Source organism: Faecalitalea cylindroides ATCC 27803, assembly GCF_000469305.1.
Taxonomy (GTDB): Bacteria; Bacillota_I; Bacilli_A; order Erysipelotrichales; family Erysipelotrichaceae; genus Faecalitalea; species Faecalitalea cylindroides.
The window spans coordinates 17,770-36,788 of the sequence record NZ_KI270992.1 but is presented as its reverse complement, the minus strand read 5'-3'; the positions used below and the strand labels follow the sequence as shown (position 1 = coordinate 36,788).

The window sequence follows — 19,019 nt, the reverse complement described above, 5'->3', positions numbered from 1 at the left end:
CACTCTTTCTAATCATTCACTATTTCTATGTTTGGAAACAACTCAATCATCTGTTCCTCTTCACTTAACTTCTTCTCTTTATCAGATGAATTACTTCTACTTATTATTACATCAACTGGTTCAGGTAAGGTACCTTGAATCATTCTTTCTTTAAATTCTTCCAACACTCTTGTTTGTTGAATATGATCTATCGCAAATATTTTCTTTGCTTTTCCAAGAACTTGTTCCATAAAATCTTCAAATCCTTGCGTAAGCTGCATTTCATTAATTTCTTTTGCCTCTAATTCACTTCTAACCGCTACAACAATGTATTTATCTCCACTAGCAACAATAGCTATGTTGCGCAAACTATTTGCATATTTTGCATATTCTAAATCCGCTAAATACATATTTCTTTCATCCATTTTTGCGGTATCTATCTTTCTTTCTGTTTTATTAGCTCCTACCAGCAATTGTAATATATATTCATCGTTCAATATGATTTTACTATCCTTATTTCCTACTTCTTTTAATGTTTCACGTGAAACATCAGAAATTGTTTCCAACTCAGAAATACCGGTATTTTCGCTATTTTTAGGCACTTTTTTATCAATTTCTGATTTTTCAGATGTTAAATCATATGATAAATCACTTGATTTAGCGAAATTTTCTTTATTTTCTCTATCTGAATCTTCTATAACATCATGAGTTGTTTTAGACTTTATTTCATATGAATTTGATATTGATTTTAATAAAGCTGTTTCTAAATAATCCAACACATTGGATGCATAATTATATTTATTAAAAACATCCATTAATTCATTTAAAACATTGAAGCGAAATGGGGAAGGGGATTTTAATAAATACTTTTCAATGACTTCTTTATGAGTATTGCTAACAAGCTGTGAATTACTGGAATAATCCAGTATGATACTTTCCTTTAACAAAGTTATAAAATCACTGGTTAATCTTTTTAGATCCATTCCTTTATCTGAACACTCTTGAATCTGTTGAATCAACGCATCGACTTCGTGTGCATATAAATGTTCAAACAACTTTCCTATATCGGATGTTGTTAATACTCCATAAATTTCTCTTACATTATCTACAGTAATATTAGATGAACAATATGCGATACATTGATCTAGAATGGATAAAGAATCTCTCATTCCTCCATCTGCCAGCTGAGCAATCAAAGAAATAGCTTCTGGATCAATTTCAATCTTTTCTTCTTTACATACGATTGATAATCTTTTTTCAATGTCTTTTTGAGACACTTTATTAAAATCAAATCTTTGACATCTAGATATAATAGTAGGAATAACCTTATTAGGTTCAGTTGTTGCTAAAATAAATACGACATGTGCAGGTGGTTCTTCAATTGTCTTTAATAGGGCATTGAAAGCACCAGTAGTCATCATATGAACCTCATCAATAATATAGACTTTATATTTACCCTGCATTGGAGCATATTTTACCTTATCAATCAAATTACGAACTTCATCTACACCATTATTTGAAGCAGCATCAATTTCGATGATATCTGGATGTGAACCATTTTGTACCATTTTACAGTTGGTACATTTTCCACAAGGTTTATTAGATTCATCTTCACAATTCAACATTTTCGCAAATATTTTCGCAATTGATGTTTTTCCAGTTCCTCTAGGACCGCAGAATAAATATGCGTGCGCAATACGATTTTGCACAATTGCATTCTTTAATGTTTGTATAATAGGTTGCTGACCAACTACTTCATCAAAATTGGATGGTCTATACTTTCTATATAGTGCCTGATATGCCATATTATCACTCTTTCTAATGCCTATATTATATCAAATGTATATTCATTTTTGTATGCACAAAAAAAGACCAGTCAAACGACTGGCTGACTATAAAATATTCAAACATAACTATTTTATTTGCTTTGATTTCTTTCTTTTTTCTTTAAAAAAATCTTTTAACAGTTGAGAACACTGAGGTTCAAGAATACCTCCTATATATTCAGGATGATGATTATATTCCTTTACATCAAATAGTTTAGTACAGGTTTCAACACTTCCACCTTTTGGATCATATGCACCAAATACTACTCTTTTTATTCTTGATTGAATAATAGCCCCAGCACACATTGGACATGGTTCTAGAGTAACAAATAAATCACATTCATCTAATCGCCAGGAATCCAATTTACGACATGCTTTTTGGATAGCCAATATTTCAGCATGTGCTATGCTTTGATTCATCTTTTCTCTTTTGTTGTAAGCTCTTGAAATAATCTTACCATCTTTTACAATTACGCAACCAATTGGAACTTCATCAATTTCTTTTGCTTTAAGTGCCTGCTTGATTGCTTCTTTCATCATTTTGTCATCATTCATATGATCTTCCTTTATATAAAAAAACTACTACACATGATAGAGCATACTTAAGGCTGCTTCGTTCCCGACCTGACCTGATTCATAAGATATCATTGTAGTAGCTTATATATATTAACATAAATATGATTCAATTGAAAAGTATAAACTTATTTTTTATGATACACTATAAGTAAAGAAGGACATAATATGGCTACATATGTAATGAGTGATATTCATGGTCTTTGGGATAAATTCGAAAAGATGATGGATCTCTTAAATTTAAAAAATAATGATAAAGTATATTTCCTTGGTGATGTGATCGATAGGGGAGCTGACGGAATCAAAATATTACAATATATTTTAAATGATCCTCATTTTACCTTATTGATGGGAAATCATGAATATATGATGTATCAGGCCCTAGAAGAGGGAAAAGGAAAATTAGAAATCAACATGGAATATATTCAATGGGTATTGAATGGAGCTCAGCCTACAATTGATGCTTTTTTAGAACTTGAAGAATCAAGGCAACAGGAACTATTTAGCACAATCAAAAATCTTCCGGTTGCAATTACAGATCTTGTTGTAAATGATAAAAAGTTTTATTTAACGCATGGCTGCTATTCTGAATTGGAAAAAGAAGGAACTCTCTATTTAAAAGATATTGATGATCCTATTCTCTTTGTTTGGCAGCGTGTAGATCCAAATGAAGTAATCTTACAAGATAAAATTCTTGTTGCCGGCCATACGATATCTACTTATTATCATGGAAAGTATGAAATCTTTCATAATAAATCAGATATCATGCAATCCAATTATATTGATATTGATTGTGGCTGTTCCTGCAATAATGAAGATTGTCAGTTTGCTGCATTGAGATTGGATGATATGAAAACATTTTATGTGAAATAAAAAGCTATTGGCATATAACCAATAGCACTTTTTTATCCTATTTTTTTAGTTCCGCCCATATATGGTTGCAATGCTTCAGGAATCAATACACTTCCATCTTCCTGCAAATTATTTTCTAAGAAAGCAATCAACATTCTTGGTGGAGCAACACATGTATTATTTAGAGTATGTGCAAAGTATTTATTTCCTTTATCATCTTTTACACGAATCTTTAAACGTCTTGCCTGAGCATCTGTCAAATTAGAACAACTTCCTACTTCAAAATATTTTTTCTGACGAGGAGACCAAGCTTCTACATCTACAGATTTACATTTAAGATCTGCCAAATCACCAGAACAACATTCCAATGTACGTACAGGAATATCTAAAGTTCTAAAGAACTCAACTGTATTCATATACAATTTTTTAAACCATTCCATACTTTCTTCTGGTTTACAAACAACGATCATTTCTTGTTTTTCGAACTGGTGAATTCGATAAACACCACGTTCTTCTATACCATGTGCACCTTTTTCTTTTCTGAAACATGGAGAATAAGAAGTATATGTATAAGGAAGATCTTTTTCATCTAAGATCGTATCAATAAATTTACCAATCATAGAATGTTCACTCGTTCCAATCAAGTATAGATCTTCACCTTCAATCTTATACATCATACCTTCCATTTCCGCAAATGACATTACACCATTTACTACAGAACTGCGAATCATGTAAGGTGGAATAACATATGTAAATTCTTTATTGATCATAAAATCTCGTGCATAGCTGATAATAGCTGAATGCAATCTAGCAATATCTCCCATTAAATAATAGAATCCATTTCCAGCTACTTTTCTTGCACTATCTAGATCAATACCGCTTAATCTTTCCATGATTTCTGTATGATATGGAATTTCAAAATCTGGAACAACTGGTTCGCCATATTTTTCCAATTCAACATTTTCAGAATCATCTTTTCCAATAGGAACGCTGTCATCAATGATGTTTGGAATCTGCATCATCTTATTCTTTACAGATTCACGAAGTTTTTCTTCTCTTTCTTCCAAAGCATCCAATTCTTCAGCAATCTCAGAAATTTGAGCTTTGATAGCTTCAGCTTCTTCTTTTTTCCCTTGAGACATCATAATTCCAATTTCTTTTGAAATTTTCTTTCTCTTAGAACGAAGATCATCTGCATGTTGCTGAGCTTGACGAAGTTCTTTATCTTCTTTTAAAACTTCACCAACCAAAGGGATCTTCTCATCCTGAAATTTTTTTCTCATGTTCTCTTTTACAACTTCAGGATTCTCACGCACAAATTTAATGTCTAACATTTCAATCCTCCTAAAATAAAAAAGAGACATTCCACCCAATAAAGGGACGATGTCTCGCGTTGCCACCCTTCTTATCTTAAAAATAAGATCTCTTGACATGATAACGGTATGTACCGGATTTTACTACTAAATTCATAAAATCACTCAAAGGTGCTTTTCAAATTGAATTTCATCGATATTTTCACCAGCCATATCGTCTCTATGAAAAAACTCAATTTTACTTTTCCTTCTCAAAGCTTTTACTATATCTTTATACCATTCTTTTGAACTTTCTGCAAACAAATAGTAAAATATTCTATAGGAATATTCATATGAAAAGAGGAAAACACTATGATTCGAAAAATGAATTCATCTGATTTTGAAAAAGTTTATAAATTGGTATGTGATTTGGAAGAAACATGTTTTGATCTTGATAAGATGAAAATGATCATGAACGAGCTTATTCATTCACATGATATTTTTGTCTTTGAAGACAATGATAATATTATTGGATATCTCGATTTAAAAATTGAATACCAGATGCACCATTGTGATAAAGTGGCAGAAGTTATTGAATTTTGTGTTGATCCAAAACATCGAAGCCAACACATAGGCGCAAAATTATTTGAATACGCAAAGACATATGCCAAAGATAATGGATGTGTTGTATTAGATTTAACAACCAATCAAAAACGTCACCGTGCTCATAAATTTTATGAAAACCATGGTATGGATCAAACTCATTATAAATACACATTAAATTTGATAGATTAAAAAGAAGGCACCTATTCATATAAATAAGTGCCTATATTTTATTTCTCGCTTGTTTCTTCTTCCTCATGATCAACAAGAGTTACCTTGGTAACTTTTGCATCATCTGTCAGATTGATCAATCTTACACCCTGTGTATTTCTTCCGTAGATACCTACATTTTGTAAGCTGGTACGGATCATGATACCTGAACTTGATACGATCATAACATCTTCATCCCCGTTAACAGCTTTTACGCTGACTAGTTTTCCGGTCTTTTCTGTAATATTGATCGTACGAACACCTTTCTTACCGCGAGAAGTCAATCGATAATCTTCTAAATAGCTTCGTTTACCATATCCATTTTCACTAATAGATAGAATTGTCTTTCCCTCATTCGATAAAGCTACACCTACAACTTCACTTCCATCACAGTTGAATCCTGTTACACCGGCAGCGCTTCTTCCCATGACACGAATTTGATCTTCATTGAATCGTACAGCCTTTCCGTTAGATCCGGCAATGATAATTTCATCATTTCCTGTCGTTAACTTCACAAATGCCAATTCATCATTTTCTTTTAAACTGATTGCAATCTTACCATTACGATTAATGTTCTCAAATTCACTAATAGAAGTACGTTTTACGATACCATTTTTAGTAACAAATAGTAAGTTCTTAAATTCGATATCATTAAACTTATAATCTTTTGGTACAGGTTGTAAAGTTTTGATTTGTTCACCTTTTTCCAATGTTAATAAGTTTACGATAGGAATTCCTTTTGAAGTACGGGAAGCATTTGGTACATTGAAACCTCTCATTCGATAAACACGACCTGTATTTGTGAATAACAAAAGATAATCATGTGTAGACATAGAGATCATTGTATCAATACTATCTTCTTCATTTAGCGTTAAAGACTTGATACCTCGTCCACCACGATTTTGAGCTTTATATGTATCAACACTCTGGCGTTTGATATAACCAGATTCAGTCAACATAATGATCACATCTTCTACTGGAATCAAATCTTCATCTTCCATATCAAAGCTTGCATCACTAATTTCGGTTCTTCGATCATCACCATATTTTTTATTGATTTCAGTTAGATCATCACGAATGATCTTTAATACTCGATCATGATTAGCGAGAATATCTTCTAAATCAGCAATTGTCTTCAACAATTCCGCATATTCGCTTTCAATCTTATCTCGTTCTAATCCGGATAATCTTCTTAACTGCATCGCAAGAATTGCCTTTGCCTGGATTTGTGTTAATCCAAAAGCATCACATAGTTCTTGAACAAGCCCTGCCTCATCTTTTTTAGAAGAACGAATTAAATGAATAACTTCATCAATGTGATCCATTGCGATCTTTAATCCTTCTAAGATATGAGCTCTATCTTTTGCCTTTTTCAAATCAAATTGTGTTTTTCTTACGACAACATCCACTTGATGATCTATATAATCTAAAATAATGTTCTTTAATGGAAGCTGTCGAGGGCGCCCGTTTTCCAAGGCAAGCATATTAATACCAAAAGATGTCTGCAAAGGTGTCAATCTAAATAATTGATTTAAAATGACTTCTTCCTGTACATCTTTTTTAAGCTCCATGACAATTCGAATACCTTCACGGTTACTTTCATCATTTAAATACGTAACACCTTGAATGGCTTTGTCACGAATCAATGATGCCATCTTTTGAATTAAAGTTGCTTTATTGACCTGATATGGAATTTCGTAGAAAATAACACGTTTCTTACCATTTTCCATTTCTTCCACGCGGTATTTAGAACGAATAATAATAGAACCACGTCCTGTTTCATAAGCTTGGCGAATACCTTTTCTGCCTAAGATGATTCCACCAGTAGGAAAATCAGGTCCTTTAATAATTTCCATTAACTCAGGAACAGTAATATTTTCATCGTCCATCACCGCAAAGATTGCATTGATCGTTTCCGTTAAATTATGTGGTGGAATATTAGTTGCCATACCTACCGCAATTCCCACAGATCCATTGATCAATAAATTTGGAATGCGGCTGGGAAGAACGGTTGGTTCTGTTTCTTCGCCATCATAGTTTGGTTCAAAGTTAACTGTTTCTTTTTGAATATCTCTCATCATCTCCATAGAGATCTTAGACATACGAGCTTCGGTATATCGCATGGCAGCTGCACCATCTCCGTCCATGGAACCAAAGTTTCCATGACCATCAACTAATGGATAACGATATGAGAAATCCTGTGCCATTCGAACCATTGCATCATATACTGCAGTATCTCCATGAGGGTGATATTTACCAATTACTTCACCGACGATACGTGCACTTTTTTTATGTGCGACACTGGAAGTAATATTCAATTGATTCATCGCATGAAGAATTCGTCTATGAACGGGTTTCATTCCATCTCGTACATCCGGTAAAGCTCGTTGTACGATTACAGACATTGAATAATCAAGAAATGCTTCCTGCATCTCTTTGGATATTTCAACATCTTCTATCTGGTCATATTTTTTATTTTCTTCCATTTCATGACCTCCTATTAATAGTCAAGTTTTGCGTAAGTTGCATTTTTAGTAATGAATTCGCGACGAGGTTCTACATCTTCTCCCATCAACATGTTGAATACATTATCTGCTTCCATCGCATCATCTATCGTAACTCTTTTTAATACACGGTTTTTTGGATCCATCGTAGTTTCCCATAACTGTTCTGCATCCATTTCTCCAAGACCTTTATAACGCTGGATCTTATAACCATCTTTAAATTCTTCTCTTAATGCCGGCATTTCTTCTTCTTTATACGCATACGCTATCTTCTTACCTTTTTGGATCTTATATAAAGGTGGCTGCGCGATATATACATATCCATTTTCAATAACTGGTTTCATAAAACGATATAAGAATGTCAACATCAAAGTACAGATATGACTACCATCTACATCGGCATCGGTCATGATTACGATCTTATGATAACGTAATTTATCTAAATCTACTTCATCTTGTATACCACACCCAAAGGCTGTGATCATGCTGCGAATCTCTGCATTTTCAAAAATACGATGCGTTCTAGCTTTTTCAACATTCAATATTTTTCCTCGCAAAGGTAAGATAGCCTGTGTTTTAGCATTACGTCCTTGTTTTGCACTACCTCCGGCAGAATCACCCTCGACAATATAAATCTCACATTCGCTGGCATCTTTGCTGGAACAATCTGTTAGTTTTCCTGGCAAAGAACTGATTCCATCTAAAGCTGACTTTCTACGTGTTAATTCACGTGCTTTTTTAGCTGCAATCCTTGCCTTGGATGCAACAATTGCCTTATCTACAATGGCCTTGGCATCGTTTGGATTTTCCAAAAAGAAACGTGCAATCTGATCACCGGCAATATTGGATACAATTTTTCTTACTTCAGAGTTACCAAGTTTTGTCTTAGTTTGTCCTTCATATTGAGGATCAGGATGCTTAATGGAGATAATTGCAACAAGTCCTTCTTTTACATCATCCTGTGACAATGTTTCCTCTTTTTTGATCAAGTTATTATTCTTTGCGTAATTATTGATGACACGTGTCAACGCCATTCTAAATCCATCTTCATGAAAACCACCTTCATGAGTATGAATATTATTACAGAAAGAATAAATCTGTGACTGATATCCATCGTTATACTGCAAAGCAACTTCAGCTAGTATTCCATCCTGCAATCCTTCAACATAAATAACCTTATCTGATAAAACAGAACGAGATTTATTTAAATATCGTACATATTCCATGATTCCACCTGCATAGTGATAATCCACATGAACAGGTTCTTCTTCTCTTTCATCAGTTAACGTAAGTCGAATATTTTTATTTAAGAAAGCCAACTGACGCAATCTTGAATTCAATGTTTCAAAATCATAAACAGTCGTTTCTTTAAATATTTCAGGATCTGCCTTAAAACGAACTAAAGTTCCCGTTTCTTTTGTTTGACCAATGATTTTTAAAGGAGCTACTGTATTTCCACCATTTTCGAATCGTATAAAGTAAATTTTTCCATCCTGGTATACAGTAACTTCAAGCCATTCACTAAGAGCATTTACAACACTGGCACCAACACCATGTAAACCACCAGATACCTTATAAGCTCCACCGCCAAACTTTCCTCCGGCGTGCAAAACGGTCATGATCGTTTCAACAGCACTGATTCCTGTTTTTTCATGAATTCCAACAGGCATACCACGTCCATTATCACGAACAGCTATGATATCGTCTTTTTCTATAGTCACATCAATTTGTGAAGCAAAACCTGCCAATGCTTCGTCGATTCCATTATCTACAATTTCCCATACAAGATGATGAAGTCCTCGTGAACTGGTAGAACCAATGTACATACCAGGTCTCATACGAACAGCTTCCAATCCTTCTAATACTTGGATATCATCAGCAGTATAAGAGTGATCGACTAAAGTAGCTTCATTCTCTAATTTTTCAAATTCCAGTATCTCCTGTTTTAAACTATCTTCCATGGTCTACCTCCTTTATGGAACCTTTTTCTATTTTATAAAATTTAACCGGTCTAGATCCAAAACTTGATGGATCCATCCATTCTGTTGTTGTAATAAATATCTGCATATTTAACGGTAATTTCTGTATCAACTGTTTCTTTCGAATATCATCCAATTCACTAAATACATCATCCAATAACAAAATCGGATATTGATGTGATTTTTCATAAATGATCTGCGCAAGTCCTAATTTTAGTGCCAACAAGAAACTTCTTTTTTGGCCTTGGCTTGCGACATCATTGATATTGGAACCATTTAATAAAAATTGAATATCATCTTTATGAATTCCTAAATTAGTCTGATGATACAACTTATCTTTAGCTAAACTTTTTTGATATGCGTGAATTAAATTTTCTTCAAGATCATCATCAATAGAAACAAACGTTTCGTATTTAGCATCTATGATTTCTTTCTCGCTAGAGAAAAAAGGATAGATTTGTTTAGCTTTCAATATCAGCTGTTCAATAAAATGATTTCTTTGATTCAATATGATCTTTTCATCTTGAATCATTTGATCTGTATAAATATCAATTAAAGCATCATTTATTTCATTTTGTTTAAGCGCAAGATTTCGCTCCTTCAATATCTTTTGATAATGAGCTAAAGTTGTCGTATAAGTCTTAGAAAGCTTGATCAGCTCCATATCAATAAAACGTCTTCGAAACTTTGGAGACTGAGAAAAAATCATCATATCATCTGGGCAAAACAATATCGCATTTACGATCCCTACAAAATCAGAATATTTATTGACCGGATTCAAAAAACGAAATAAATGCTTTTTATGATGTGAGACAACAACTTTTAAATGCTCATTTTGTTTATTCGACTCAACTTTTGCGTCAATGATCAAAGATTCATTTTCTTTCATGACCAAATTTGAAAGTTGATTGGTTCGAAATGAATGAAGATGACTTAAAAAATAAATTGCTTCGATCAAATTTGTCTTTCCCTGAGCATTTTTACCATATAGATAATGAATACAGTTGGAATCAAAAGAAAAAGAAGTGTTTTCATAGTTGCGAAAATGAATTAGTTTCAGCTGATTGACATTCATTCTACTTCAATACGAATTCCTTCTGTTTCAACGATATCACCAACGCGTATTTTTCTGCCACGTCTTGTTTCAATTTCACCATTGACAAAACAATCTACATTGGCAAGATATTCTTTTACTTGTCCTCCGCTTGATACAACATCACATGCCTTCAAAAGTTGTTCAAGTTTGATATATTCATCTCTAAGCTTAAAATGCATTGAAAATACCTCTCTTTGCCTGTTTATTATATCATAAATAGGGGAATAGTGCGAATAATAAAAAAGGCTGCAATGAGCCTTTAAACTAGTCATAACTGCGAATTGGTACGATTACCATGATTACAGAGTCATCTTCTGGATCATAAATCTTAATAGGTTTCATCAAACCGGAAAACTCTAATTTTACTTTTTCGCTGTTTAATGCCTTGATAGCATCCAACATAAATGTACCGTTGCAGGAAAGTGTAATATCTTCTCCTGTGTACTCACAATTTGTTAATACTTCATCCGAGTTTCCAATTTCACTTGAACTTGTTTTGATACGAGTAATCTCGCTTGAACATTCTAATTTGATCAAATGAATTTTTTCATTTCGAATGAAATTCGTACGATCAATAACACCCGCAAGTTCCTTGGAATCAATGACCATAGAAGAAATAAAAGAAGTTGGAATGATTCGATCAACATCTGGGAATGTTCCATCGATCAATCGTGTCTGAATGATCGTCTTATCAAAAATAAACTGGGCTTTTTTAGAATCTACATAAATGTGAATTGATTCTTCATCTTCATTGATAGAACGAACTACTTCATTTAATGACTTGCTGGGAATCGTTATATTGAATTCATGATTAATTTGTAATGGCAAAACTTTACGAGCTAAACGATAAGAATCTGTTCCTGAACAATATAAAGTGTTGTTTGAAGCTTTAAAGTTTACACCATTTAAAACAGGGCGTGTGTCTTTATCGCTGCAGGCAAATGATGTCTGAGAAACAATATCTTTTAGATCCTTAGACTTTAACTCAAAAGAATTTGTTGGTTGAGAAAAATCAATATTAGGATATTCATTAGATTGAATACCATTTAAATTAAATTGACCATTATCACTTGAAATTCTTACTAAAGAATAATCAACTAATTCTAATTCAACCATAGTGCAATCCATCTTACGAATGATCTCTAATAAATATTTGGATTCAATAACGATAGATCCTGTTGAATCAATATCTAGTTGATTTAATTCACCACGAACGATCGTAGAACGAATAGATACATTAGAATCACTACCTGTTAAAATGATTTGATCACTTTTGACATCAATACAAATTCCTGATAAAGCTGGAAGTGGTGAGAAAACACTAATAGCTCTAGAAACGACACTTAACTTTTCATAAAAATATTTTCGATCAATTGAAAAATGCATAAAAATCTCCTTTTCTTTTTATATATTTTATATAAGTAATAATAATAATTGTGTGGATTTGGGTAAAAATCCTTATTTTTTATAATAAATCTCCTTTATTTAAAGGAAAAACACTCAATTCAAGCATTGTGGATTGAATGTGGATTTATGTGGAAAACTTATTTTTTCTCCAACATCTCCTGTACTTTCTCAACCGCCATCTTAAAATTCACATCGTTCTTTATTAACTGACAGGCTCTTTCATAAGAGCTGGAGATGGTCGTATGATCACGATTTCCCAGTTCCTGGCCAATTGAAATATATGCTTTATGCAGAAGTTCTCTAGATAGATAAACAAATACATGTCTTGCGTTCATCAATTTTTTCTGTCGAGATTTACCTTCTATATCTTTATAAGTTAGTCCATAGAATCTTGTGACAGCTTTTTTGATTTTTTTGATAGTTAATTCATCATTTTCATTTACGATAACTTCATTCATTAAGATGCGCTGGGCAAAATTGATATCAATAACGTCTGGATTTTCTAAAGTAGCATTAAAAATCAAGCGATTTAAGCTTCCTTCCAAATTTCTAACGTCATTTGAAAATTTTTGGGCTAAATAATCCAGTACTTCTTCTTCGATTTGGCATGCCTCTTCATTACCTTCGATTTTCTTTTTTAAAATAGCCTTGCTGGTTTCAAACTCAGGTTTTCCTATATTAATAGATAGTCCTGCATTAAAACGTGAAACAAGTCTTGTAGGTAATCCATTTAATTCATTTGGATGCATATCACTCGTGATAACGATCTGTGCACCTCGTGAAATCAGTTCATTATAAACGGTAAAAAATATTTCCTGACTTGATTCACGGGTTAAGTTTTGGATATCATCAATCAAAAAATAATCATTTTGAACAAGTAATGATTTTACTTTGTCTACAGTATTTCCATGAACATTCTTAGATTTCATCGCATCAATTAAAATTGACACCAAATCGCCACTATAAGCATAAAAAACATTACATTCTGGACGTTCTTCTTTTAAATAATTACCAATCGCATGTAATAAATGGGTCTTACCTAAACCAGAATTTCCATAGATCATGATAGGATTAAACATGTGAGTTCCACGTTGATTACAACAAGCTAAACAAGCTGCATAAGCTTCCTGATTTGATTTTCCTTCAACGAAATTTTCAAACGTGTATTCTTCGTTAAAAGTACATTTTAATAATTGATTTGTACGTTGCTGGATTTCTTCTTCAGGCATTAGTTTTTCCATATCTTTATATTGAATCAATTGGATAGTAACATTGCTGCCCCAAACTTCACTTAATACGGATGTGATCATGTTCTTGGTTTCTTCTTTATTCAGGATTGTTTTTGTGACCATAGAACGATAAGAAATATAGGCAATTGAGTTTTCAATTTTAAAAAGAGTTGTATTTTTTATCCAACGCAATGTATCTTCGGTAAAGAAATTTGATTGTTCAACTTGATCTAAAACTTGTTTCCAAATTACTTCATAGGAAGATAAGGACATAGTGGCACCTCTTTTCTACCTGAATATTATACACGAAATTGTTTTTTTAGAGAACCAATGAAGGATATTTAAAGACTTTTCCACATGGATTTCCACTTTTCCCCAATCATTGAAACGAGGAAAACTTTTAGGGATTGGGGAAAACTCTGAAAAATGTGGAAAACTTATGTGGAAAACTTAGTGTTTTACACTTGGTTATAAAGTGACATTATGCTTTATATAAAGGAAAATTTGGACTTTTCCCCACAATTTGAAAAATGCTTAAATTTAACAAAAAAAGTATAGGGAAAACTAGTAGGAAAACATTGGTTATCCCTGTTTCATATAATTTTTATATAATTTTAGATAGGAATATATGTGGAAAATTTAAAGATATAATTAGTTTTCCACATTAAATAGTGGTTGAGATTTTAATCGGTCTTTATTAGAATAGATTTGTTTGAATAGGTGATGATTATGAATAATTTAAGATTTTCATTAAATATAGATAAAAATACATATGAATCTTTTGTGAGTTCGCATATTATGTGTAATTTACTTCAAAGTTATGATTGGGCAAATGTTAAAGATAACTGGGATCATTTATATACAGGAGTTTATGAAAAAGATAAATTGATTGCATCATCTTTAGTATTGATTCGTCATTTACCTTTGGGATTTACAATGTTTTATTTACCAAGAGGTCCTATTTTAGATTTTGACAATAAAGATCTTTTAACATATTTTTTTAATGAATTAAAAAAAGTAGCTAAAAAATATCATTGTATATTTATAAAATTTGATCCAGGAATTATTATTTCAAGTTTTCATTTAAACGAAGACAAAAAATATAAGAATTATAAAAATCAATTAGATAATATTTTATCTTTAGGTGCAATTCATTATGGCTTTACGCAAGATTTTCATGCCACGATTCAACCACGATATCATATGGTTGAATATAAAGAAGATTTTGGAATGGATACATTATCTAAAAAAGGAAAGAAAAATATAAAAACAGCTCAAAAACAAAATTTAAAAATAAAATATGGGCATTTAGATTTACTAGATGATTTTGCGGCTGTTATGAAATGTACGGAACAAAGAAAAAATATTCTTTTAAGAGGCAAAGAATATTATTTACATTTATTAAAAACATATAAAGAAAATGCATTTATAACATTGGCTTATTTTCCAATCAAAGAAATGTTACATGATACAGAATTAAGGTATGAAAAATGTTTAGAAGATTTAAAAGTATGTCCTGAAAATGCTAAGAAAAAAAGATTTACTTTAGAAGAATTAAAAAGTTCTTTAGAAAACAAGATATCGCAGTATTCTCAAGATCTTAATAAATATGGAGAAGAAATATGTGTAGCGGGAACGTTAAGTGTTAAATATGGAAATACTTCTGAAATCTTATATGCAGGAATGAATGATGAATTTAAGAGATTAATGGCGCCTTATTTAACTTGGTATAAGACCATGGAAAAATGTTTTGAAATGGGATGTTTAACGAGTAATATGGGTGGTATTGAAGGAGACCTAAAAGGAGGTCTTGTAGATTTTAAAGAAATATTTTATCCACGAATCAATGAGTTTATTGGAGAGTTTGATTTACCTGTTAATAGATTTTTATATGGAATTTCTATAAAAGTTTATAAAAAACGTCAAGATAGATTAAATAAGTAAAATGATTTAAGTTATATTTAAGGAATCTTTTTTAGACTGAAATAGTTATAAAGGAGATTCCTTATTATGAATTATAGATTCGTAACTAGTATTAATAAAAATGAATATGATGCATTTGTTCAGAGTAGTCCTTATGTTAATTTGTTACAAAGCTATGACTGGGCATTGATCAAACATAATTGGAAACATATCCATACAGGTGTATATAAAGATGAAAAGCTTGTAGGAGCTGGACTTGTTCTTATAAAAGAATTACCTTTAAAAATGAGTATGTTCTATATACCAAGAGGCCCTATCTTAAAGAGGCCCTATCTTAAATTTTAAAGACAAAGAACTGATATGTTTTTATTTTGAAGAATTAAAAAAAAGAAGCTAAGAAACATCATTGTTTATTTATTAAGTTTGATCCAATGATCCATGTTAATGATTACAAGAGCTATGAAGCAAACGATAATAAATATAAGGATACAGATTTGTATTTAAATATTTTTAAAGAAATCGGTGCGCAGCATCATGGATTTACAATCAATGTTTAAAGATAATTTTAATCCAACGATCAATGAATTAATTGGAGAATTTGATCTTCCAGTGAATAAAATGCTGTATAATTTATCTCAAATTGCCTATAAATTATTAAAAAAATAAAAAAATCAAGAAATGAATTCAAGAATTTATTGACATAAACCAAGGTCTATGAAATAATAATTCAGCAATCTTATTTGAAAATTGAGGAAAAGAAAAGACTGAGGGGTGTAATTAAATATGAAAAGAACATATCAGCCAAGTAAGAGAAAACACCAAAAAGTTCATGGTTTCCGTGCTCGTATGGCAACTGTTGGTGGTCGTAACGTTCTTGCTCGTAGAAGAGCTAAAGGCAGAAAGGTTTTATCCGCATAGAAATCACCGACTTGGTGATTTTTTTGTCTAGATAGGAGGATATTCATGAAAAAAGAGTTTCGTGTTTGTAAAAATTATGAATTTTCTTCTATCATTCAAAACCGAACCTATATTAAATCGTCGTCTTTTGTATGTTATTTTCAAGCAAGAAAAGAAGAACATGCGCGTATAGGGATAAGTGTTGGTAAAAAATTAGGAAATGCAGTCTGTCGAAATAAGATAAAACGGCAGGTACGCAGTATGGTGGATGATATTTTTGATTTTAATGAAGAATATGATTTGATCATTATTGTTAGGCCCGCTTATCATAAAAAATCTTATAAGGAGAATTTTGACGAACTTAAGATCAATAAAAGACGATTAGAGAAAAGATTTAGAAAATGAGAGGTTAATGATGAAAAAATTCTTACAGGAAAAATCAAAGATTATCTTCCTATGTTTATTCATCGTAATGACATGTACAGCATGTTCGAATCCACGTGGTACGGATGGAAAAACGAAGGTAGACGAAATTATCGCAAGCGAACAAATTGAAGTTAAGAAAAGCTTAGTGAATGTTACCGAAATTGAGGATAAAAAATTATCAAATGAATATAAGAAATTAAATGATGACGATACGATTACAATCGAACCAACTACATTTAGTGAAGCTATTGCAGATGGATGGTTTGATGGATTGATTGTATGGCCAATTGCTCAGATTATCAATACAATTGCTTCTTATACAGATGCAGGTGTTGGTATTATTGTGACCACTTTATTGATTCAGCTTATCGTATTTATGTTTACACGTAAATCTCAGATGTCCAGTCAACGTATGCAGGAAATTCAGCCAGAAATGCAGAAGATCCAGAACAAATACAAAGACAAGACAGATGATCGTTCTAAGATGATGATGTATCAGGAAACACAGAATTTATACAAAAAATATGATATTCATCCATTTGGTTCTATTTTAGTAATGTTTATACAGTTACCAATAATGATGGGAATGTATTATGCAACGATGCGTGCAGCAAGTGTTGTATATGGTAGTTTCTTTGGTCTTCCATTCTCTGGAACACCAATTGATGGTTTCACACAGATGCAGTTTGGCTATATCATTATTTATGTATTAATGATCGTATGTCAGTTATTATCTATGAAGATGCCTCAGATCTTGAAGAAAATTCAAGATAAGAAAGATCATGTTAAAGAGAAAAAATATGCCGAAGAAAATCAGAACAGCATGATGAATACGATGAATACAACAATGTATTTCTCAACAGCTATGATTGCGTTCTTATATATTTCATGGCCAATTGCTATGTCATTCTATTGGTTAGTTTCATCAATTATCCGAATTATTCAGAGTGTTGTTCTTCATAAGATCATGAATAAGGACTAGGGAGGGCATATATGGTATTTGAAAGATTTACAGGAAAGACTCTTGAAGATGCACTAGCTCAGGCTGCTCAGGCAAAAGGTGTAGAAAAAGAAGAACTTCATTATACAGTAACAGAAGAAAAAAACGGATTCTTAGGAATTGGTAAAACAGTTGAAATTGAAGTTTACTGTAATAAAGACATCGAAACTTTCATTGTAGAATATATTCAAACATATTTTGACAATGCCAAACTTGATGGAACAGTGGAATTAGAAAACGATAAAGGATTCTATCGTATTACAGTAAACACTTTAAATAATGCAATCTTGATTGGAAAAGGTGGAAAATCTTTACAATCATTTAATCGTTTGGTAAAAGCTGCAGTAAGTGCAGAATTTAAAAAACGAGTTGGTTTATTAATTGATGTTAATGGTTATAAAGAAGACCGTTATGAAAAAATTTGTAAAATGGCAGTAAGAGTTGCTAAAGATGTACGCCGTACAAAAGTTGATGCAACTTTGGATCCTATGCCTGCAGACGAAAGAAAAGCCATTCACAATGCTCTAGCTAAAATGGCAGACATCTCTACAAAGAGTGAGGGTGAAGGCGAAGGACGTCGTTTAAGAATACTTTATACACCAGGAAAAGAAATAGAATAACGGGTAAAACCGTTATTTTTTCTTGTAGGAGGAAAACATGAAAATTATTATTGGTTTAGGTAATCCAGGAGTAAAATACGAAAATACCAGGCATAATGCAGGTTTTATGGTTCTAGATAAACTGGCTCAAAAATGTAATTTGGAATTTAATCAAGAAAAGTTTTCTGCATATTTTGCCAAAGGAAAAGTAAAAGGAGAAGACGTGATTTTATTAAAACCTACAACTTATATGAATAACAGCGGGTTTGCGTTAAGACAATGTCTTGATTTTTATAAAGTAGGTATGGAAAATGTAATTGTCATTTATGATGATGTAGATCTTCCTGTAGGAAAATTGAGATTACGTCAAAAAGGAAGTGCAGGTGGACATAATGGTATTAAGAGCATCATATCCTGCGGTTTTTCCAATGAATTTGATCGTATTCGTGTTGGCGTAGGAAAAGATGCCAAAATTCCTATGATTGAATGGGTACTTTCTAAATTTAGACCTGAAGAAAAAGAAGATCTTGAAAAGGGTATAAATAATGCTGCAGATGCAGCGTATTATTCAATTGATCATGGTTTTGATATGACCATGAATCGCTATAATAAAAAGTAGGAGAA

20 protein-coding genes, 1 other RNA gene and 1 other annotated feature are annotated in these 19,019 nt (G+C 32.0%); of the genes, 11 read left to right on the top strand and 10 right to left on the bottom strand.

Going from position 1 to position 19,019, the window contains the following annotated elements:
* Positions 1 to 8: 8 nt before the first annotated feature.
* From dnaX to ffs, 3 genes are all read right to left on the bottom strand, one after another.
* Positions 9 to 1,784, bottom strand: a complete 1,776-nt coding sequence (dnaX, locus tag HMPREF0367_RS04505; RefSeq protein ID WP_035401583.1) for a DNA polymerase III subunit gamma/tau — start codon at positions 1,782 to 1,784, stop codon at positions 9 to 11.
* Between the two features lie 108 nt (positions 1,785 to 1,892).
* Entirely contained in the window at positions 1,893 to 2,360 is a 468-nt protein-coding gene (locus HMPREF0367_RS04500) for a nucleoside deaminase (protein WP_035401581.1), read from the bottom strand.
* 11 nt (positions 2,361 to 2,371) lie between these two features.
* An RNA gene (gene ffs, locus HMPREF0367_RS10220) (signal recognition particle sRNA small type) lies at positions 2,372 to 2,469 on the bottom strand.
* Between the two features lie 77 nt (positions 2,470 to 2,546).
* Here ffs and HMPREF0367_RS04495 point away from each other — a divergent pair.
* A complete protein-coding gene (locus HMPREF0367_RS04495) occupies positions 2,547 to 3,251 on the top strand; it encodes a metallophosphoesterase (RefSeq protein WP_035401579.1) in 705 nt (234 codons plus the stop codon).
* 32 nt (positions 3,252 to 3,283) lie between these two features.
* Here HMPREF0367_RS04495 and serS read toward each other — a convergent pair whose 3' ends face one another.
* On the bottom strand, positions 3,284 to 4,564 hold the full coding sequence (serS, locus tag HMPREF0367_RS04490; protein ID WP_035401577.1) for a serine--tRNA ligase: 1,281 nt from the start codon (positions 4,562 to 4,564) through the stop codon (positions 3,284 to 3,286).
* Positions 4,565 to 4,603: 39 nt separating this feature from the next.
* Positions 4,604 to 4,807, bottom strand: a binding site (T-box leader).
* An 87-nt stretch (positions 4,808 to 4,894) separates the two neighbouring features.
* On the opposite strand from serS, the gene HMPREF0367_RS04485 reads away from it, so the two are divergent.
* Positions 4,895 to 5,317 carry a GNAT family N-acetyltransferase gene (locus tag HMPREF0367_RS04485; protein ID WP_035401575.1) on the top strand — a complete coding sequence of 141 codons (423 nt, stop codon included), beginning with the start codon at positions 4,895 to 4,897 and terminating at the stop codon, positions 5,315 to 5,317.
* A gap of 38 nt (positions 5,318 to 5,355) precedes the next feature.
* On the opposite strand, the gene gyrA is transcribed toward HMPREF0367_RS04485, so the two are convergent.
* From gyrA to dnaA, 6 genes are all read right to left on the bottom strand, one after another.
* A complete protein-coding gene (gyrA, locus tag HMPREF0367_RS04480) occupies positions 5,356 to 7,821 on the bottom strand; it encodes a DNA gyrase subunit A (protein WP_035401573.1) in 2,466 nt (821 codons plus the stop codon).
* 14 nt (positions 7,822 to 7,835) lie between these two features.
* Positions 7,836 to 9,800, bottom strand: coding sequence for a DNA topoisomerase (ATP-hydrolyzing) subunit B (gyrB, locus tag HMPREF0367_RS04475; RefSeq protein WP_035401570.1), 1,965 nt, complete (start codon positions 9,798 to 9,800; stop codon positions 7,836 to 7,838).
* On the bottom strand, positions 9,790 to 10,893 hold the full coding sequence (gene recF / locus HMPREF0367_RS04470; RefSeq protein ID WP_035401568.1) for a DNA replication/repair protein RecF: 1,104 nt from the start codon (positions 10,891 to 10,893) through the stop codon (positions 9,790 to 9,792). The genes gyrB and recF overlap by 11 nt, the downstream gene beginning before the upstream one ends.
* Positions 10,890 to 11,093, bottom strand: coding sequence for a S4 domain-containing protein YaaA (yaaA, locus tag HMPREF0367_RS04465; protein ID WP_022356585.1), 204 nt, complete (start codon positions 11,091 to 11,093; stop codon positions 10,890 to 10,892). Before yaaA ends, recF begins: the two co-directional genes overlap by 4 nt.
* A gap of 85 nt (positions 11,094 to 11,178) precedes the next feature.
* Entirely contained in the window at positions 11,179 to 12,300 is a 1,122-nt protein-coding gene (gene dnaN / locus HMPREF0367_RS04460; protein WP_022356584.1) for a DNA polymerase III subunit beta, read from the bottom strand.
* A 158-nt stretch (positions 12,301 to 12,458) separates the two neighbouring features.
* On the bottom strand, positions 12,459 to 13,823 hold the full coding sequence (gene dnaA, locus HMPREF0367_RS04455) for a chromosomal replication initiator protein DnaA (RefSeq protein WP_035401566.1): 1,365 nt from the start codon (positions 13,821 to 13,823) through the stop codon (positions 12,459 to 12,461).
* Positions 13,824 to 14,279: 456 nt separating this feature from the next.
* Between dnaA and HMPREF0367_RS04450 the strand changes: the two genes are divergently transcribed.
* The 9 genes from HMPREF0367_RS04450 (at position 14,280) to pth (ending at position 19,014) form a co-directional block, all read left to right on the top strand.
* Positions 14,280 to 15,494, top strand: a complete 1,215-nt coding sequence (locus HMPREF0367_RS04450; RefSeq protein WP_035401564.1) for a peptidoglycan bridge formation glycyltransferase FemA/FemB family protein — start codon at positions 14,280 to 14,282, stop codon at positions 15,492 to 15,494.
* A gap of 66 nt (positions 15,495 to 15,560) precedes the next feature.
* Complete coding sequence (locus HMPREF0367_RS10810; RefSeq protein WP_051335174.1) at positions 15,561 to 15,818, top strand: peptidoglycan bridge formation glycyltransferase FemA/FemB family protein; 258 nt, start codon at positions 15,561 to 15,563, stop codon at positions 15,816 to 15,818.
* Between the two features lie 86 nt (positions 15,819 to 15,904).
* Positions 15,905 to 16,030 (top strand): hypothetical protein, encoded by a 126-nt coding sequence (locus HMPREF0367_RS10855; RefSeq protein WP_148449365.1) that lies wholly within the window; start codon positions 15,905 to 15,907, stop codon positions 16,028 to 16,030.
* On the top strand, positions 16,008 to 16,139 hold the full coding sequence (locus HMPREF0367_RS10215) for a peptidoglycan bridge formation glycyltransferase FemA/FemB family protein (RefSeq protein WP_081683631.1): 132 nt from the start codon (positions 16,008 to 16,010) through the stop codon (positions 16,137 to 16,139). Before HMPREF0367_RS10855 ends, HMPREF0367_RS10215 begins: the two co-directional genes overlap by 23 nt.
* Before the next feature lie 117 nt (positions 16,140 to 16,256).
* Positions 16,257 to 16,391 (top strand): 50S ribosomal protein L34, encoded by a 135-nt coding sequence (gene rpmH / locus HMPREF0367_RS04440; RefSeq protein ID WP_022356580.1) that lies wholly within the window; start codon positions 16,257 to 16,259, stop codon positions 16,389 to 16,391.
* A gap of 45 nt (positions 16,392 to 16,436) precedes the next feature.
* Positions 16,437 to 16,775, top strand: coding sequence for a ribonuclease P protein component (gene rnpA, locus HMPREF0367_RS04435; RefSeq protein WP_022356579.1), 339 nt, complete (start codon positions 16,437 to 16,439; stop codon positions 16,773 to 16,775).
* A gap of 10 nt (positions 16,776 to 16,785) precedes the next feature.
* Positions 16,786 to 17,778 carry a YidC/Oxa1 family membrane protein insertase gene (locus tag HMPREF0367_RS04430; protein WP_015536007.1) on the top strand — a complete coding sequence of 331 codons (993 nt, stop codon included), beginning with the start codon at positions 16,786 to 16,788 and terminating at the stop codon, positions 17,776 to 17,778.
* A gap of 11 nt (positions 17,779 to 17,789) precedes the next feature.
* Positions 17,790 to 18,416, top strand: coding sequence for a Jag family protein (locus HMPREF0367_RS04425; protein WP_035401561.1), 627 nt, complete (start codon positions 17,790 to 17,792; stop codon positions 18,414 to 18,416).
* A gap of 37 nt (positions 18,417 to 18,453) precedes the next feature.
* Positions 18,454 to 19,014: an aminoacyl-tRNA hydrolase gene (pth, locus tag HMPREF0367_RS04420; RefSeq protein ID WP_022356576.1), complete on the top strand. Its 561-nt coding sequence runs from the start codon at positions 18,454 to 18,456 to the stop codon at positions 19,012 to 19,014.
* Positions 19,015 to 19,019: the final 5 nt, after the last annotated feature.

Bases quoted from the DNA above. Each gene is read 5' to 3' on its own strand.
- recF (WP_035401568.1), bottom strand. From the start codon at position 10,893: ATGAATGTCAATCAGCTGAAACTAATTCATTTTCGCAACTATGAAAAC.
- HMPREF0367_RS04485 (WP_035401575.1), top strand. From the start codon at position 4,895: ATGATTCGAAAAATGAATTCATCTGATTTTGAAAAAGTTTATAAATTG.
- gyrA (WP_035401573.1), bottom strand. From the start codon at position 7,821: ATGGAAGAAAATAAAAAATATGACCAGATAGAAGATGTTGAAATATCC.
- HMPREF0367_RS04430 (WP_015536007.1), top strand. From the start codon at position 16,786: ATGAAAAAATTCTTACAGGAAAAATCAAAGATTATCTTCCTATGTTTA.
- yaaA (WP_022356585.1), bottom strand. From the start codon at position 11,093: ATGCATTTTAAGCTTAGAGATGAATATATCAAACTTGAACAACTTTTG.
- HMPREF0367_RS04495 (WP_035401579.1), top strand. From the start codon at position 2,547: ATGGCTACATATGTAATGAGTGATATTCATGGTCTTTGGGATAAATTC.
- HMPREF0367_RS10855 (WP_148449365.1), top strand. From the start codon at position 15,905: ATGATCCATGTTAATGATTACAAGAGCTATGAAGCAAACGATAATAAA.
- HMPREF0367_RS04450 (WP_035401564.1), top strand. From the start codon at position 14,280: ATGAATAATTTAAGATTTTCATTAAATATAGATAAAAATACATATGAA.
- HMPREF0367_RS04425 (WP_035401561.1), top strand. From the start codon at position 17,790: ATGGTATTTGAAAGATTTACAGGAAAGACTCTTGAAGATGCACTAGCT.
- rnpA (WP_022356579.1), top strand. From the start codon at position 16,437: ATGAAAAAAGAGTTTCGTGTTTGTAAAAATTATGAATTTTCTTCTATC.
- pth (WP_022356576.1), top strand. From the start codon at position 18,454: ATGAAAATTATTATTGGTTTAGGTAATCCAGGAGTAAAATACGAAAAT.
- gyrB (WP_035401570.1), bottom strand. From the start codon at position 9,800: ATGGAAGATAGTTTAAAACAGGAGATACTGGAATTTGAAAAATTAGAG.
- dnaX (WP_035401583.1), bottom strand. From the start codon at position 1,784: ATGGCATATCAGGCACTATATAGAAAGTATAGACCATCCAATTTTGAT.
- dnaN (WP_022356584.1), bottom strand. From the start codon at position 12,300: ATGCATTTTTCAATTGATCGAAAATATTTTTATGAAAAGTTAAGTGTC.
- HMPREF0367_RS10810 (WP_051335174.1), top strand. From the start codon at position 15,561: ATGAATTATAGATTCGTAACTAGTATTAATAAAAATGAATATGATGCA.
- serS (WP_035401577.1), bottom strand. From the start codon at position 4,564: ATGTTAGACATTAAATTTGTGCGTGAGAATCCTGAAGTTGTAAAAGAG.
- HMPREF0367_RS10215 (WP_081683631.1), top strand. From the start codon at position 16,008: ATGGATTTACAATCAATGTTTAAAGATAATTTTAATCCAACGATCAAT.
- rpmH (WP_022356580.1), top strand. From the start codon at position 16,257: ATGAAAAGAACATATCAGCCAAGTAAGAGAAAACACCAAAAAGTTCAT.
- dnaA (WP_035401566.1), bottom strand. From the start codon at position 13,823: ATGTCCTTATCTTCCTATGAAGTAATTTGGAAACAAGTTTTAGATCAA.
- HMPREF0367_RS04500 (WP_035401581.1), bottom strand. From the start codon at position 2,360: ATGAATGATGACAAAATGATGAAAGAAGCAATCAAGCAGGCACTTAAA.